Origin of the sequence: Rhizobium sp. F40D2 (genome assembly GCF_051810745.2) — a bacterium.
Taxonomy (GTDB): Bacteria; Pseudomonadota; Alphaproteobacteria; order Rhizobiales; family Rhizobiaceae; genus Rhizobium.
This window is the reverse complement of the sequence record NZ_JBPWQX020000002.1, coordinates 430754-447404: the sequence shown is the minus strand read 5'-3', so window position 1 is coordinate 447404 and position 16651 is coordinate 430754. Positions and strand designations below refer to the sequence as shown.

Genomic DNA, 16651 nt, shown 5'->3' with positions numbered 1-16651 from the left:
ATTAATTAGTTTAACATCTTGGAAACTGTGTTAATAGTTTAGCACTTCTGGTTATTAAACTCCCTTATTTACAGAGGGGTTTGATATTCGACTTTGAAGTACCGCGTAAAAAAGGCTGGGAGGATAGGGCGTTGGATACAATAAATATAAGCCACAGGCAGGAAAACATATCTCTTCCGTTGGAGATAGACGATGGTTCGACAACGTTTGCCGGACCGTCAAAGTCAAAGCATTCGCTTGTCATTCTCGATAAAAGGGAACTTGACCGGCACTGCCTTGCGCAATGCATGGCCGCACACACGGCGGATTTCGTGATTCTGGCGTTCGGATCGATCGAAGAGTGGAAGCAAAAGCGTGAAGAATATCCTCCGCTTTCGGCAATACTCTTGAACGTCGGCGGTAAGACGGTCGACGACCCAGTCGTTTCGGAGCAGATCAAGGCTCTTTCGTCGGAATTCGCGTCGACACCGGTCATCATATTGTCCGATAGTGACGATTTCGCCCAGATCGTGAGGGCAATCGATTACGGAGCAAAGGGTTACATACCTGCCTCCGTCAGCATTAGCGTCTGCATGGAGCTGATTGCGCTATCGGTGGCAGGAGGACTTTTCGTGCCCGCAAGCGCCCTGTTTGCCATGCGTCACTTGATACAGTCGAACAATCCGACAGCGCATCCGCTGGCCGGGATATTCACCGATCGCCAGGCCGAAGTCGTCGCGGCACTGCGCCGCGGGAAGGCGAACAAGATCATTGCTTACGAGCTCAACCTGCGAGAAAGCACCGTCAAGGTGCATGTTCGCAACATCATGAAAAAGGTCAAAGCAACGAACCGGACGGAGGTCGTGTTCAAGCTTAACGACTTGTTCCAAAATACCATTCCAGCATGATCGTAGAGACGTGAACTGGTTGGAGCATACTTGGACGAACATTCTTTGCTCAAATCACCCGGTGGCGCAAACGCGTCACCGGGTTTTTTGAGGGCACTCTGTTGCGCTTCCCGCAATCGTGGCATCCGCAGCGATCGAGCGCTCAACAGAGACTGCTTTTTCCGTACCTGCGGATGAACTAACCGGCCGGTCCTGCCTATTCATGCTGCAACTCTTCGTCGCATAGAATTCAAGGCGTACCAGCACTTTGGCCCGATCGTTTGTTTGCAGACCAACTTGATCCAGGGTACCGAATTTCGCAGTTCCGGAGAAACCTCGAGAGCAAAGCGCTGAATAGCGAGGGCTGTAGCAACATCGAAATTATTGAATGCCATGCCGGCCAGCCGAAGCGCCTCTTTCCCGAGATCCCTTGTAAGAAAACGTCTTAGATTCTCATCTGTTCTGAGGTTATCCGCGCCCTGTCGAAACAGAATATCGAAAGCCTGTTTTCTTTGCTGGAGGTCAGGAAGAATACTTTGTCCGTAGTATTGTAGCGACATGTTTGAAGCATGCCTGCGGTATACTGCTTGATCTTCGTTGATGTAACCCACTCCGGCATGTGATGCGAGCCGCAGCCACATCTCCATATCACCGGCATGTGGCAGTTCCTTATGATAGCCGCCGGCCTGTTTTTGCAGCGTCGTTCTCACGACGGCCGTCGGCGTCGGAACCAGATTGTTTGCCCCACTCAACCGCATGAATTGCGGGCCGGACAAGATCTGCATGGGAGGCACACTATTGGCGCCGAGAGGATCGACGCGCTTAGTTGTGACGCCACTTGGCTCAGCTATGAGCGCGTTCCCGAACGTAAACCCCACATGCGGATGATTGCGCATAAGCTCCGCAGAGCGCCGCAGCGCGCCCGGCAAGAGATAATCGTCCGCAGAGAGAAGCAGGAATAAGTCGCCGCCCGCCCACTCGATTCCCTCATTATAGGTGGCAATGTGGCCCTTGTTTGCCGTGTGCCGCCGATAAGTGACCCGTTTGTCCCGGGATGCCAAAGCCTTTCCGACTTCCGGCGTATTGTCTGGCGAGCAGTCATCCAGGACAAGCACGCGCACATCGACGCCTGCTTGAGAAAGAACACTTCCAACACATTCCTGCAGGAAATGAGCGTAGTTGTAGCAAGGAATGACGACATCAACGCGTTGCAAACTTGTTCCTCCGCAGGCAATCGTCTCGTTCGGAGCATTTGAAGGAGCCCGAACTGGACTTGGTTTCGCTCTTACGCGTTCTTCGCTCCACGATTCATCCGCGTAGACTTTGAGGCGTACGCCCGCATAGCCGATTTCGTGCAGGACCATGCAGCTCTCAACAAGGCAGATCGGGCAAGCAACCGGGAGCCTGCACGCTTCAAGCCACTCTGAACGCGCTCCCAACGCGTAAGTGCAAAACGGGTCCGGGACCGAAACGTATCGTAGAAGGCAACGTTAGGGCTCAAGCTTCCGGATTTCCAGGGCTTCACGTTGGTCACGAAATGAACAATCGCGGGCTTCTGCTCCAGCGCCATGTGGGCGATCGCCTGCGTGGGCTCGAACTGAAAATTCCAGGCGCGGTCCAGGATCTTCCACTTTCCGTCGCAGGCGACGTTAAGAGCGTCTTGATCCGAATATTCCGTCGTCGGAAAGCGGTCGAGATAGTCCAGCGATCGTTCCGATATTCGCTCGTTTCGCCATTTTGCGAGATCGACAAGAAGAATGCCGGCGTTGAAATAACGTTCGACCCGAGGGAAGCCTGTTTCCCATGGTCCGTTACTCACGACATTGTCCAGCCAGTAATCCGGTACGGCGCCGATCACTGCCTCGCCCAGATCGATATTCCACAACTGTTCAAGCGCATTCAGCACCAGGATGTCGCCATCCAGATACAGAGCCCGGTCGCAGGTCTGCGGAAGGAACTGCGGTAGAAGGATCCTGGCGAAGGTCATACTTGAAACGCCAGGGCGAGTGGAGAATCCGCTTGCGAAGGACAAGGTACCGATGGGATGCCACTGAATGACCACAGAATTTGCGGGCAAAGATTCAAAGATCCGTCGCTTTGTTTCTTCGACTATTCCCTCATGAATGACATGGATATCCAGGGGCCATGCGCTTTGGTTATTCTCGGCGACCGATCTAAGGGCGGTCGCCAAGGGAACGGTGTAGGCCGCATCGACCGCAAAGACGATGGGCCCCAGCCGCTGTTTTGCGCCCGCAGGGGCGGCTCCTGTTGGTATGCTATGCACATTCATGTTTCCGGCACCATCCCATCGAAAGAAAACGAGCTTCGCCTTGCAATGATCGACGTTGCTGTTCACGGCCCGATTGATACGGCTTCCTGAACAGGAAGGCCGGCGGCCGGGGTAGGCAGATAGGTGTAAGCCGTTCGCGAGGGCCGGACGCCAGGCACGCTCTTGGCTCCGCCAGAAAGCTTCCACTCGAAATACGCGATCGTTTTCTCGAGCCCCTCTCGCAGATTCACCGTCGGCTGCCAGCCTAGGTCCTGCTTTGCGCGACTGATGTCGGGCTTGCGCTGTGTCGGATCGTCAATCGGCAGAGGATTGTAAACGATGCTTGATTTCGATCCCGTCATCTCGATGACCATTTCGGCGAGTTCGCGGACCTGGAATTCTCCCGGGTTACCGAGATTGATCGGACCCGTAACGCCGGCCGGCGCCCCCATCAGTCGGATGAAGCCCTCGATCAGATCGTCTACATAGCAGAAGGAGCGCGTCTGCGTGCCGTTGCCGAAGATGGTGATCGGTTGGTTTTGAAGCGCCTGAACGATGAAGTTCGAGACGACGCGACCGTCATTGGTCTGCATGCGCGGCCCATAGGTATTGAAGATCCGCGCCACCCGGATTTCCACACCGTATTGACGATGATAGTCGAAGAACAATGTTTCGGCACACCGCTTGCCTTCGTCATAACATGCCCGCGGGCCGATCGGATTGACGCTGCCTCGATACTCCTCGGGTTGAGGGTGGACGGCCGGATCACCGTAAACTTCGCTGGTGGAGGCCTGGAAGATCTTCGCCTTGGTGCGTTTTGCCAAGCCGAGCATGTTGATGGCGCCGTGCACATTGGTCTTCACTGTCTGCACAGGGTCGTGCTGATAGTGGACCGGAGATGCCGGGCAGGCGAGGTTGTAGATCTCGTCGACCTCCACATAAAGCGGGAAGGTAATGTCGTGGCGAAGTATCTCAAAGCGTGGATCGTCGAGAAGGTGCAGCACGTTGTCGCGCGAACCGGTGTAGTAATTGTCCACGCAGAGGACGTCGTTACCCTCTCGCAAAAGCCTTTCGCACAGGAATGATCCCAGAAACCCGGTGCCGCCGGTAACCATAATTCTCTTGTGTCCGTGCATTGATGTGCTCCGTTGTTGATGATTGCCTCGTGGAAGTGGTCAGCAGGCTCCCCTGCGCTTGAAGACCGCGGGGATTGTGCCGAGAAGAATTTGGCAGTCGAACCAGAGGGACCGGTTGTCGATGTAGAACTCGTCGAGTTGTTGCTGCAGCTCGATATCCGCATCGCTTCGTTCGGATATTTGCCAAAGACCCGTGAGCCCCGGCGTGACGGAACGGCGCTTGTCGCGAAATTCGCCGTCCATCGCCGAAAGGTGATACTCCGGGAACGGCCGTGGTCCCACAAAGGCCATCTCGCCCGCAATGATGTTTGCCAATTGCGGGAGCTCGTCGATGCTCGATGAGCGCAGCATATGTCCAATGATCGGAAGGATGCGCGGGTCGTCCTTAAGCTTGAAGTGGCTCAACCACTCGGCGCGCATGGCAGGGTTGTCTCGGAATAGTGCTTCAAGGCGCTGTTCTGCGTCTTGGTACATTGTCCGTAATTTCAGGACGTGCACCGGCCTGCCGGACCGTCCTTCCCTGGCATGCCGAAAGAAGACAGGACCTGGATCGATGACGTAGATTGCGGCCGCTGCAATCGCGATGAATGGCGCGACCACGATCGTTGCAGGGATGGCGATTGCGAGATCGAGGACCCGGCGAACCGGATCCGAGTTGATCGAACTCCCACGGGTGGTGAGGCGAATGCCGATCTCTCCACCGATATCGGCAGGTCGCAATCCACTTACCTTGAGGCTCGGTGTGTCGGATAGCAAAATGACTTCTGCGAACTTCCGACGCAGCGCCGGCAAGCCGGACACAAGCGAGCTCGTGTCGCTCGCGATCAAAGCAATGGATGGCCCGCCACCCGGCAATGCGTCCAAGGTATCGGGGGAAAATGGCTCCGGCCTGATGCCATACTGCCAATGGTCGGTGAAATGTGCCACGAGCGCGGGAGCAAGGTTGCGTCCCCCTATGACAACCGCGCGCTCCCCCCAAATTCCAAGTCTCCAGCAAAGACCTCGTGCAAGCCAATGCACAAATGGCTGAACAATCAGCCCGATACCGAGGAACGCGATGATGGCAAACAGCAGCCCTCCCCCCTCCGGCAGGATAATTGCTCCGAATGCCGCCAGGACAACCACCTTGACGGCAGCCAACGTGCGTCGCCGCAGATGTTCGTGGTCATGCAGCCGATATCCGGGATAGAGGCCGGCCGATGCGTAAAGAAAAATCGCTGCCAGTGCGGCGACCGCGAACGCACGTTCAACGAACGTGCCCTGCAAACCACTGGGCAGAAAGGACAGCAGAACGAAATAGGCAAGCAAATAGCTGGCGGTGTCGCCGGCGACCAGCAAGGACGACGTTGCAAGCCGTGGAAGCCGGCGCCGTAGCGCGACGGGCATATTCAGCCCTGCCGGTACAAAGGCATCGGCGGTCTTGGCTGCTATGGGCGGCACGGACCCTGCCGGAATCGCTCGCGATGTCATGTCATTTGATGCGGATGCCTTCGACGCACCCGGTGTCATCGCTGACGGCACAAATATGGACATGACGCTTTACCCCCTACTGCATTTGTCCCGACACGCCCGATCCAGAAATGGCGTCTTCAATCGGAAACTTCCGAAGTCCCAGTCTCTGGAATGCTGATAGTGAGATGAAGGTCGGCACGACGAGCGCATAGCGCCGCCACAGCCGCCGCGGCTCGCATAGAAGACGAAACGCCCATTCGAAGCCGCTTCTTTGAATGAACCTCGGAGCCTGCCGCTTGAGGCCGGCATGGAAATCGAACGCAGCTCCGACGCCGATAAGCATCGATGCTTCCAGACGGTCGCGCATATGCGCCATCCAGAGCTCCTGCTTGGGACTGCTTAGCCCGACCCAGATAATATCGGCGCCCGACCGATTGAGCTGGTCAGCAATATCTGTTTCCTCCTGCGTCGACAGTTTGCGAAAAGGCGGCGCATAGGAGCCGACGATCTGCGCTTGCGGAAATTTTGCGAGAAGGTGCGCCTGCAGTTGTTCGAGCGTTTCGGCCGTTGCACCATAAAGGAAATGGCGCAAGCCCTTGGTGCTGCCGGCATCGAAAACGGATAGCATGAGATCAGGTCCATAGACTCTGTCGCTTTCCGCATGACCAGCCTTCCGCAGCGCCCAAACAAGCGGCATGCCGTCAGGGGTTACGAGGAACGCCCGGTTATGGATCGACCGGAGCTCGGGATCATCCTGACATCGGACGATGCCGTGTGCGTCGCGAACGCAGACATATTCCTTCCTGCCGTCTTCGATCGCTTTTTGGATAAAACCAGTCGCGCTTGTGAGATTGACTGCCGAGACGCGAACACCAAGGACATTCGTCCATCCTAAAGAGCCCACCGGATGAAGAACTGAAGTTTGGCTGCTGCGTACTGGTTGTTTTCTCATGACCTACGCTTTCACGACTGAAACTGCCATCAGAATATCCCGGCATGTCGATTGCCTCCATACTTGCCGCTCCAGCTATTGGACGTAGAAGAGACTTCATGTTTACGTCTTCCGCCGAGATGACGTACGATATTCGAAGTAAGTCTATGTACCCCATGGCTTGCCATGTTGCTCTTTTTGATGATCACAGAGCTGCAGAAGATGTTCGCCCTCGCGCGAACAAAGCCGGGAAGGATCGCCTTCTATCTCCAGAATAAGAATGAAGACCCGCCGGCGAATTGAAGGTTCGACCGGAAGCTCAAGGGCCTGGTAAAGAGCATGCGAGAGAACAACCTCGGCGTACGAGCGGGCGATGCCATCATTTTTGATGTGAGGATCGAACATGTCGGGCAAATGCCGACGCTGGTTGACAGGAGCCAATCAGGATCTGCGAACGGTTGGCTGCGACTTACCGTGACGCGATCGATCATTCACGGAACGGCACGCCCCCTGCCGGCTTTATCGCCGCAGAACACCGCTCCCCGCGGCGTCTTTTTTACTCGGGCGGCGCGACGACGCTTCCGGTGTCCGCCCCAGCCTTCTGAAGATCCCGTAGACTGCCAAATTCTCCCGAACGCATGATCCTCGGATCCATCCGGAAGCTCCGGCTGTTCAAGTTGCCGCTGTAGCGGTTGCGCGCGAATTGCACAAATCCAAGCCCAAGATCGGGAGCGTTGACATACGCGACCATGCCGCTGTCACTGTCAACCGATACGACATTCTCCTCGATACGGTTCGGGCGTGCCCATGGCGGACGCCAACCCCTGCCGGTACCGTCATCAACGCGAAAAGCCGCGCCTGATCCGTGTGTGATGACGTTTCCCGCCACCAGGTTGCTCCAACCGCCGTTGATACCGATCGCCGCGATATTGCCCGAGAGCGTATTTCCCTCGATACGCAGCCCGCTCGCCTTCCCATCCGTATAGATCGCCCAGCTGATAGGAGACGGCCATTCGCTGGTATTCTCATATCCGGGAGGCCAGAACGTCCCATCGGCCCTGTTCATGAGATAACCGGTCCCGGTTACGATATTGGAGCGGATGATGCTGTTCAAAGGGTCGCCCTGCTCGCCCATCATCTTGATGGCGCCGCCATCTGCCGTCTGCTGATTGGCGTTACGGATCACGTTGTGCTCGATGACAGCGTTATAGACGGCGTCATTGGAACCCCACAGCGAACCGCCGGCAATTCCGAACTGCGCCGTGTTTTCGATCAGGTTGTCGGCGATCCTGACATTATCAGCCGCCTGGAACCATATTCCGGCGGTTTCAATGTATATCGTTCCAATATCGTGGATGTGGTTTGAAAGGATCCTGGCGCCGTTCGACTTGCCGAACGTGCCATAATTGGTGCCGACGTAGATCCCGTTGCCAGCCACATCCGCAATCACATTGGCGGCAATCAACGCATCCCTACTTTCCGTCACATGCACCCCGACGCCGACATTCTCGATGCTGTTGCCGAGAATCCTGACGCCGTCAGAGTGTTCGATCCGTATGGCGCCAAATCCTCTGGTTTCCGTATAGAACTTGCCGCTGCCTGCAGGAGCTCCATCTCTAAACTCGAGCCCTGATACGACCATCCCATTGGCCCCATCCAACTTGAAGAACGTCGGCAGAATGCCAGCAACGACTATGGAATTGGGCAATGACTGATCGACGGGGATATAATGAAGCTGGCCCGCGACAAGGTCGTACCACCACTCTCCGGGAGCATCGAGCAAGGCCTTTGCTCCGGCGAGGAAATAGCGGCTACCTTCTGCGGTAAAGAAATAGCCCGTGCCTTCCGTATAGACAGTCCGGCCGGCGCTATCGATGGATACAACTGGGAGCGTATCATTGCCCCACTGGCTTCCAGGTCGATACCCTCCAACGATGTCTGCGACCAGTCCCGTTATATCGTCCACTGCCGGAAGATCGCCGGCATGGAAACAAAAGCGCGTGTTTGCTTCCGACACGTCAATGGCAGGCTGGCATTTTGCAGCAAACAACCATCCCTTACGTGGATCGCCGTCTGCGGGGGCGTTGGGGAATCGAGCCCTGGTTTGTCGTATCCCATCGACGAAAAGGTCACCGACCCCTTCATCCGGTGGCAATTTCAGTGATGCCGTCCACCGACCATCCGTCTGCTGCGCAAAGTTGTCAACGCGCAGCCCCCATGCAAAATCGGCGCTTCATCGCATCTTGCCGTCAGGATCAAGCCGGTATCGCGGGTGTCGAAGACGATCGGCTGAGTAAGATAGTAATCGCCCTTACCCAGGGCGATGGTGTTGGCGCCGCCTTTCTCACGGGCAGCATCACGGGCTCTTTCAATGCTGGCGAAAGGGCCGTCGCCACCCTGCTGATCTGCGGTCGGAAGGAGACCGCTCCAGCTGTCTTTGCCATCGGGAGAAACGTAAAATATCGATCGCCCCCCGGTGCTGCTGCTCAATACGTCGCCTAAGGAAGTCCCATTCAACTTGGCTGACATAGTCGGGGAAGCTTCCGCACAAGTCGCCTCCCTGACGAGCACCTGCAGGCGCTCTGGCGCATCTATCTCTGTCTCAAGGGGAGCCGGAGTGCTGGACTGCGGAAAGAGCATGACAGGCAAAATACTCAGGATCAGTCCAAAACGCCGGCTCATGATGTCTGCAACCCGCTCGTAAGGCCACGCGCGGGCGCCTGCAAAGGTGGCGAATGGCTCACCGAAACGACGGGCGCGTACAGCGAGAACATGATGATGGCTGTGGTAAACAGGATGAAGATGGCGTCATTCTGAACGAAAAAAATACTTTCGGTCAGGTTCATCACCAGAATCATGATCGTAAGGACATTGAGCCAGAGCCACCCGTACTGCGGATCATGACATTGAAGGAACCCGCCCTGGCGGATTGCATAGGGAACCATTAGAACAAACGGAATCATTCCCATGATTCCAAAGCTCAACAAGATATCGCGGTATCCGTTATGCGCGTGGGGTGCCGGCCAGCCGATCTTCAACCACATATGCGTCGCTTCGGGGTTCTGGACCGTCCAGAAAGCCTGGTAACCATAGCCAAGCAACCAACGATCGGATATTTCGCGATCAACCAGCTCCCACAATGGCACCCGACCCGTCAAAGTCGCATCCTTACCGAGCGCTTCAAGGGCCGGAACCAGGAATTCGTGAAGCGAAATCAGAATGGCGATAGACAGCTGAACGAAAAACAGCACGATGACGACGCGGCCAATGCTGCTGCTTCTTTGCAGCAGGGAATAAAAGCCGATCAGGCAAAACGCCACTGACGTTGCAATAATCGCGGTCATCGATCCGGAGCTTGCAAGGCAAATCACACCCGCCGCCAACAAGGCGAACGCGGTTCGCCGCAGGCCGAACGTCCCGTCGATCAGCACGGCCGTCGCCACCAAGATCATTAAAGACGCGTACCAGCCGAGCACGTTCTTGTGAATAAAGACGCCCCGCATGGCACCATCCGGCATACTGGCGAGGCTTGGTGACACCACGGCGACAACCACACTGAGGGTGATACAAGCTCCGAGCGTTACAAATACCAGGAACAGCAGCTGCCTTGGCGTGAAACGTATCGCTAGGACATAGGAAAGAAGCACGCAAAACAAAAGGCCGATTGCGCGCCTCAAGGTCGTTGGCGGTGCTATGGACCACAGGGTAGACAAAAACGGCAAGGCAAGCATCAGGGGAACAATCAGATTTCGCCTGAGCGCCGTTAGAAACTGAGGAAAATTACGTATCAGGATCACGGCTGTAAATGCATATATAGGAAGGCAAGGAAGACGCAGGATGGATCTGGCAGATTCGCTGAGAGCTCCGTCCGCATCTGAAAGGACAAGTGGCAGAAACGCGCCTGCCTGAAGAAAAAGGGATATGCCGGCGCCCCAGCATTCTATGGCCCGCCAACTGATCGTTGGTCCGCTGGCAGTTCTGAGTCTATCTACTCTCATTATCCGTCCCGACTAAATTGAACAGACAAGCGACTGTCGATCGCGGCAGATCAAAAAACAGCTGTCGGCCTTCGTGGCTGCGCTGCTCTCAAGCAATCATCCAGCCACATCCGCGGTCAACCTGTCCTAGTGAAGGGCGGGCTACGCCTAATGCACCCTGCCTCCACCCAAAGGCGATGTTGCGCCTAAGCTTTCAGCCGGTCTTTACCCAAAAGGCGGGTCTTTATGTCCGCGAATTGCCCTTAAGAGCAGATGTTGTGCGTGTCCGTTCACCGGTACCGTGGCGATGAATGTCTTATGAAGCGTGGTGGGTAAGCCGCGGTTCTACTGCAATGAGGCAACAATTCTGGCAGAGTCTATCTCTGCAATCGAAGCCTGGAAGGTTAGGATTGCTATGTTTCTGCGTCATGATCCTAGTTCTCTATGTAACACGACGGGCGCTCTACTCGTCGTGGGTATTTTGGATATTACAATTCCAAACCGCGATGGCTGCGCAAGGGGCGACCTCTTAAGCAAAGTTGCGCTGCACAGCGGTGCATCGCGGCAGCCCACCTGAGCGCGCACCATGGAGCGGCCGGCCCTCAGTGTCCTCATCAACAATTACAACTACGCTCGCTTTGTCGGGCGGGCGATAGACAGCGTGTTGAACCAAGACGCACGCGACGTCGAGATCATCGTCGTCGATGACGGCTCGACCGACCAGTCGCGGTCTGTTCTGGAAGCGTATGGCAGCCGAGTAAAGGTGATCTTTCAGGAGAACGCAGGACAGGCCGCCGCGATCAATACCGCTGTGAGATCAAGCGTGGGCGAGATCCTCTGTTTTCTGGATGCCGACGACTGGTGGGCGCCGAGAAAGTTGTCGGCGACGGCTGCGGCATTCCGCGCCAATCCTCAGGCATCGCTCGTCTATCATCGACTGCAGCCGACGCTTGTCGATGGCACGCCGACTTCCAAGCCGATCCCTCGAACGCTGTGTTCCGGCGCGTTGCCGTCGTTACTCACACGATCTGCTGGTTGGTGGCCTTTTCCGATGACGTCGGCTGTCGCGGTACGTCGAAGCGCATGGGATGCTGCGGGCGGCATTCCAGAACAGTTCCGCATATCAGCCGACGCCTGGCTCGTGGGGATCTATCCGTTTCTGGGCGACGTGATTGCCATGCCGGATCCGCTAGGATTCTACCGCATACACAATAACAACTGGTATCGCTCGACCGAGGATGCCACCACGCTGCGGCGACGGATGACGCACTGGCGGCATACCGTTGAGGCAACGAACCTGTTTCTCTCAACCCATGAACTGCCGGCAAGACTGCATCTGGCGGATCACTATCCCTATCGCGTTGCGTCGGCGAAGCTGCAGGGCGCCGATGCTCTCAGCCGGTTCAAGCTTGCCGTCGAAGGCCTCTTCTTTGCCGGCGAACCGAACCTGCTCAGGCGGACGCGCGACAGCTTGCGCTCGGCGCGCGGTCTGTCACGGCTAGGTCTTGATGTAGGCTTGTCGGAGGCAGCGAAATGAAGGCGCTGTTATTGGTTTCCGAACTGGAAGATTATACCATCTCCTTCGCCAATGGCGTTGCCCAACACCTGGACGTTGTGCTTGCCGTGCCGCACCGGCGGTATGCACATCTCGCCTCTTCCTTCGATCCGGCTGTTGATCTGCACCTTCTGGACTGGCCGAGACACCGTTCTCTCTCCAATCCCTGGTTTCTGTACCAGCTTACGCGCCTGATCCGGCGGGAACAGCCGAACCTTATTCATCTCCTTAGCAATTCGACACTTTGGCTGAACCTCGCCGTGCCGTTCTGGCGCCCGACCCCGCTTGTGACGACGATCCATGACGTGGAAATCCATCCCGGCGATTTGGAGACGCGTACGTTACCCGGCTGGGCTCCCGAATTGATGGTGAGGCAATCCGGGCATCTTGTTGTCCACGGCGAAGGACTGAAGCAGCTGGTTCTCGATCGATATGCGAAATCCGCCGATCACGTCCATGTCCTGTCACATCCCTCCATCCTTCGCTATGCGGAACTCGCCCGGCGACAGAAGATGACGCCGCGCGAAGCCGATGGAACTATACGCGTGCTGCTGTTCGGGCGGATTTTTGCCTACAAGGGTCTGGAACATCTGGTCCGGGCCGAAGCGATGCTCAAAGACGTGTTACCCAACCTGCGCATTACCGTCGCGGGCCGCGGCGACGACCCGCGGATATTCCAGGCGCTTATGGGGGATGCCGGCCGCTACGATATTTTCAATCGTTTCATCGAGGATACGGAGGTCGCCCAGCTATTTCTCGACACCGACATCGTCGTGCTTCCCTACACGGAAGCATCCCAAAGCGGTGTGCTCAACCTTGCAGCCGCATTTGGCAAACCGGTCATTGTTACGGATGTCGGCGAGTTGGGTGGCACCGTTCGACAAAACGGGTTGGGACTGGTGGTCCCTCCCGGAGATGCAAAGGAACTCGCGGCAGCGATCCAGACATTGGCAGGCAACGGCGAGCTTAGAAATCAGTTCGGCACCAATGCACTTCAATGGGCCAAAGGACCGAATTCGCCGGAACAGGTCGGGGGCCAGGCCGCGGCCGTTTATCGAGAGGTGGTCGGGACATGCTGATGGAGACCCTCACGGACAGAAGTCGGCTGGCGGCACAGAGCGCGGCCAGCGTTCGCCACTATGTTCCAGGCGGCTGCGAGAACGGCGGCGGCATTGGCAGGTTGGTCGGCTATATAACCGAGACGGCGAAAGAGACCGGCACCAAACATTTCGTCACGGATACGAGGGGCGCGCGATGGTCCAAATTGACGTCGCCGGCGCGGCTGTTCGGCGCCATTTTGACGATGGCGAAGGACCGGATTGTTGCGCCCGACCGCATTCACCATATCCATATCGCCGGCCGCGGCAGTACGTCGCGAAAACTGATCCTGACGGAGGCTGCCCGATTACTCGGGTGCTGCCACATGTTGCACCTGCACGACTACGACTATGCCGGCGACTTTGCGCAACGCTCGCCGCGCCAACAACGGCTCATACGTCGGATGTTTCAGAATGCCGATTGCGTTGTGGCGCTGGGGGCGCGCGATCGCATGACGCTGACGACACTTCTGGGCGTGGACGAGCGCCGCGCGGTCGTCGCCCATAATTGCGTCCCCGATCCCGGGGCGCACGATATTTGTGCCGGCCAGGCACCGTTGATCGTATTCCTTGGCCGGTTGAGCGAACGCAAGGGCGTCACGGAGCTTCTGCTGGCCCTCAGCCACCCGGTCATGAAAGACCTCAAGTGGAGGGCTGTATTGGCAGGTGACGGGCCTGTCGAGGATTATCGCCGACAGGCTGACGCCATGGCGCTTTCCAATTTGGTAGAGATGCCCGGCTGGCTGGACGCCGCCGGGGCGCGAGCCCTGTGCGCGCGAGCAGATATCCTGGTCTTGCCTTCGCATGCAGAAGGCCTGGCAATGGCCGTGCTCGAAGGGCTGTCCCACGGGCTCGCGGTCGTCACCACGCGAGTCGGAGCGCATGGCGAAGTCATTACCGACGGTGAAACCGGGATTTTCGTCCCCGTCGGAGATCCGAATGCCTTGGCTGCAGCCTTGGCGAAACTGGTGACTGATCCGGAAACCTGCATCCGCCTCTCAGTCCAGGGGCGCATGCATTACCTCAACCATTTCAGCATGAAGGCCTACATGCGGTCGCTCGATAAACTATACGAAGCCGTTTCCGCGAAACCTCAAGCAATGGTTGGCGCACGATGACGATCTCCACTCTACCGCCGGACCGCAATCTTCCGATCTCGCCGATGCGCTATGACCCGCGCTTTCAGGTAGAGACCAAGGCGGACAACTTCGATCTCGCATCGATTTACCGTCTCCTCCGCCGAAGAATGATCATGATCATCACGATAACCATGCTGCTCATGGCGCCCGCGGCGATTATGATCCTTGGGCTCAAGCCCACCTACCAGGGCTGGGCCCGGTTGATTGTTCACCAGCCCCTTGCAACATCACTTGATGCGGAAGATACCAGCCACAGTGATCTACTTGACGCGAAATCGGAGACTGAGCGGCTTCTATCCAGAAGCATCGCAGAGCGAGTTGTCCGCGAACTGCGGCTTGACGTGCGGGAGGAATTTAATCCAGCGCTGCGGGAGATCTCGTTGATCGAAAGGATCCGGACAAAGTTGCGCGGCCTGTTCGACACGAAAAAGCCCACCTCGCCTTTACGGGAGAACATCAACGCTATCATCCCAGAATATTATAGGGCGTTCGGCGTGTGGCATGAAGATAAGAGTGACGTAATCCAGATCAGCTTCAATTCGATCGATCCTGAACTCGCAGCCGCGGTGCCAAACCGGGTCATCGACATTTACCTCGACGAGCGGAAACAGAGCGTCCATGGCCGCCTGGATGCAGCGGAAGAATGGATACGCCAACGCATCACGGAGCAGCAGCTTCGCGCTGACATTTCTCGCGACGCTGCTCGCAACTATCAAGAATCAATGGACGTCGTCTCCAAAGAGGACGCCCAGGAGGAACGGATCAAGTCATTTCTGGAACTCACTGGCCGAGAAGGCAAAATCGAAGAAAGCCGGGTTGAGGTGGAGGCGGTGATCTCGACGCTTGAGGCAGCGGATAACGCTTCGGTCGCTGCGCAGAATATCGTCGTCCCCGACAGCATTGCCATAAAGCAACGCGATCTTCGCGGACAGGAACAGGATCTCGCCCGTCTTCTCGAGACATATGACGGCAATGCCGAGGCCGTAGTGGAGCTACGTGGAGAGATCCAAGAATCCCGTGCCGGTCTCGAACTGGCGACCAACCAATATCTCCAGACAATGCGCGCCAAGCTCGTCGCACTTGATCATGAAGCTGAAGCCGTACAATCCAGATTGGTTGTTGCTAATGAAAAACGCATACGCGATGCGCTGGTGCAGACGGAATTGGTACGATTGCAGAAAATCGCGGAAAAGGAACAAACGGCACTCGATAAGCTTGAGAACCAGCGCCGTGACCTCGCCGCGAAGGCCATGTTGCCCGGGGCGGAGTTGGAAGTTCTAACACCGGCTACAGTGCCGCTCACATCAACGGGACGTGGACGGCTTTCCTATCTGGTGGGCGCCCTCCTGGCTGCGATCTCTGCCGCCGTAACGGCTGCTTTGGTGATCGAAATGTGGGACCGGACAGTCCGGAGTTTCGACCAAATAGCTGGAATGGCGCGCACCTTACCGGCTGGACTTATCCCGCGTCTGGCGCGGAGTGAAAATTCGAAGACGATGTTCGCACATATGCCGGTCCCGATGTTTGACGAAGCGATCCGTAGCGTGGTGCTTTCACTCAAGCAGTCCAATGGCGGCAAGTTGCCGAACAGTATTGTCGTTACCTCGGCTCACAGTGGAGATGGCAAGTCGCTTGTCGCGCGATCGCTTGCGATGGAACTTGCTGCCGCCGCGATTCCGGTGCTGCTGGTCGATGGCGACCTTCGACGGGGAAAACTCGATGCGTTTTTCAGGTCGGGGGTAATGTGCGGGCTGAACGAATTCCTGAATGGCCAGGCCGATTTCCGCGACATCGTCTACCACCATCCAAGCGGCATCGATTTTATTCCATCTGGAAAATTCAGTCTCCAGCGGCGCGTCCGTCCGAACGCCCTGGCAGAAATCATCGAGATGGCGGTCGCGGCCGGCCAGATTGTCATCTTCGACAGCGCGCCTGTGCTCGCCTCGACAGATACCGTGCATTTGACCGCCCTGGCGGAAAGAACACTGGCAATCGTTAGATGGGGAAAGACGAGCCGCCGTGCGGTCGAGTTCAGCCTGCAGCAAATGAAAAGCTCGCGAAATTCGGAAATCGTTGTTGCGATCAACAACGTAAATCCCCAGAAGCACGCATTGTATAATTTCAGCGACTCGGAGCTTTTTTCGAAATCTCTGATGAAATACTACACATTCAAAGCATGAATACATCACGCACCAATGTTTAAACGCTCAATTTGCTTCTGCACTGGCA

The 16651-nt window shown here is 56.7% G+C and carries 12 protein-coding genes and 1 pseudogene; 5 read left to right on the top strand and 8 right to left on the bottom strand.

Translation table 11 applies throughout. From position 1 onward, the window contains the following. The first annotated feature begins 131 nt into the window (after window positions 1–131). On the top strand, window positions 132–887 hold the full coding sequence (locus tag ACS4RS_RS26855) for a LuxR C-terminal-related transcriptional regulator (RefSeq protein ID WP_439013279.1): 756 nt from the start codon (window positions 132–134) through the stop codon (window positions 885–887). A gap of 200 nt (window positions 888–1087) precedes the next feature. Here ACS4RS_RS26855 and ACS4RS_RS26850 read toward each other — a convergent pair whose 3' ends face one another. The 8 genes and pseudogenes from ACS4RS_RS26850 to ACS4RS_RS26815 form a co-directional block, all read right to left on the bottom strand. Next, on the bottom strand, window positions 1088–2080 hold the full coding sequence (locus tag ACS4RS_RS26850; RefSeq protein ID WP_439013278.1) for a glycosyltransferase: 993 nt from the start codon (window positions 2078–2080) through the stop codon (window positions 1088–1090). Window positions 2081–2151: 71 nt separating this feature from the next. Continuing rightward, window positions 2152–3156 carry a glycosyltransferase gene (locus ACS4RS_RS26845; protein ID WP_439013277.1) on the bottom strand — a complete coding sequence of 335 codons (1005 nt, stop codon included), beginning with the start codon at window positions 3154–3156 and terminating at the stop codon, window positions 2152–2154. 62 nt (window positions 3157–3218) lie between these two features. Further along, window positions 3219–4271: a GDP-mannose 4,6-dehydratase gene (locus ACS4RS_RS26840; protein WP_439013068.1), complete on the bottom strand. Its 1053-nt coding sequence runs from the start codon at window positions 4269–4271 to the stop codon at window positions 3219–3221. Window positions 4272–4310: 39 nt separating this feature from the next. Further along, window positions 4311–5804: a sugar transferase gene (locus ACS4RS_RS26835; protein ID WP_449314041.1), complete on the bottom strand. Its 1494-nt coding sequence runs from the start codon at window positions 5802–5804 to the stop codon at window positions 4311–4313. 13 nt (window positions 5805–5817) lie between these two features. Continuing rightward, the gene (locus tag ACS4RS_RS26830) at window positions 5818–6675 is read right to left on the bottom strand and encodes a WecB/TagA/CpsF family glycosyltransferase (protein WP_439013067.1); all 858 of its coding nucleotides are present in this window, start codon (window positions 6673–6675) and stop codon (window positions 5818–5820) included. Window positions 6676–6819: 144 nt separating this feature from the next. Further along, on the bottom strand, window positions 6820–7095 hold the full coding sequence (locus ACS4RS_RS26825; protein WP_439013066.1) for a hypothetical protein: 276 nt from the start codon (window positions 7093–7095) through the stop codon (window positions 6820–6822). A gap of 115 nt (window positions 7096–7210) precedes the next feature. Beyond that, window positions 7211–9336: pseudogene (locus ACS4RS_RS26820) on the bottom strand (right-handed parallel beta-helix repeat-containing protein). Next, on the bottom strand, window positions 9333–10652 hold the full coding sequence (locus ACS4RS_RS26815; RefSeq protein WP_439013064.1) for an O-antigen ligase family protein: 1320 nt from the start codon (window positions 10650–10652) through the stop codon (window positions 9333–9335). Before ACS4RS_RS26815 ends, ACS4RS_RS26820 begins: the two are co-directional and overlap by 4 nt. Before the next feature lie 565 nt (window positions 10653–11217). Between ACS4RS_RS26815 and ACS4RS_RS26810 the strand changes: the two genes are divergently transcribed. From ACS4RS_RS26810 to ACS4RS_RS26795, 4 genes are read left to right on the top strand one after another with little or no spacing between them, the layout of a single operon-like run. Continuing rightward, window positions 11218–12168 (top strand): glycosyltransferase, encoded by a 951-nt coding sequence (locus tag ACS4RS_RS26810; RefSeq protein ID WP_439013063.1) that lies wholly within the window; start codon window positions 11218–11220, stop codon window positions 12166–12168. Then, complete coding sequence (locus tag ACS4RS_RS26805) at window positions 12165–13265, top strand: glycosyltransferase (protein ID WP_439013062.1); 1101 nt, start codon at window positions 12165–12167, stop codon at window positions 13263–13265. Before ACS4RS_RS26810 ends, ACS4RS_RS26805 begins: the two co-directional genes overlap by 4 nt. Further along, complete coding sequence (locus ACS4RS_RS26800; protein WP_439013061.1) at window positions 13259–14401, top strand: glycosyltransferase; 1143 nt, start codon at window positions 13259–13261, stop codon at window positions 14399–14401. Before ACS4RS_RS26805 ends, ACS4RS_RS26800 begins: the two co-directional genes overlap by 7 nt. Next, window positions 14398–16602 carry a Wzz/FepE/Etk N-terminal domain-containing protein gene (locus ACS4RS_RS26795; protein WP_439013060.1) on the top strand — a complete coding sequence of 735 codons (2205 nt, stop codon included), beginning with the start codon at window positions 14398–14400 and terminating at the stop codon, window positions 16600–16602. Before ACS4RS_RS26800 ends, ACS4RS_RS26795 begins: the two co-directional genes overlap by 4 nt. Window positions 16603–16651 lie beyond the last annotated feature (49 nt).

Coding starts and splice junctions, on each gene's coding strand:
- ACS4RS_RS26810 (WP_439013063.1), top strand. CDS start 11,218: ATGGAGCGGCCGGCCCTCAGTGTCCTCATCAACAATTACAACTACGCT.
- ACS4RS_RS26805 (WP_439013062.1), top strand. CDS start 12,165: ATGAAGGCGCTGTTATTGGTTTCCGAACTGGAAGATTATACCATCTCC.
- ACS4RS_RS26815 (WP_439013064.1), bottom strand. CDS start 10,652: ATGAGAGTAGATAGACTCAGAACTGCCAGCGGACCAACGATCAGTTGG.
- ACS4RS_RS26840 (WP_439013068.1), bottom strand. CDS start 4,271: ATGCACGGACACAAGAGAATTATGGTTACCGGCGGCACCGGGTTTCTG.
- ACS4RS_RS26795 (WP_439013060.1), top strand. CDS start 14,398: ATGACGATCTCCACTCTACCGCCGGACCGCAATCTTCCGATCTCGCCG.
- ACS4RS_RS26835 (WP_449314041.1), bottom strand. CDS start 5,804: ATGTCCATATTTGTGCCGTCAGCGATGACACCGGGTGCGTCGAAGGCA.
- ACS4RS_RS26800 (WP_439013061.1), top strand. CDS start 13,259: ATGCTGATGGAGACCCTCACGGACAGAAGTCGGCTGGCGGCACAGAGC.
- ACS4RS_RS26845 (WP_439013277.1), bottom strand. CDS start 3,156: ATGAATGTGCATAGCATACCAACAGGAGCCGCCCCTGCGGGCGCAAAA.
- ACS4RS_RS26830 (WP_439013067.1), bottom strand. CDS start 6,675: ATGAGAAAACAACCAGTACGCAGCAGCCAAACTTCAGTTCTTCATCCG.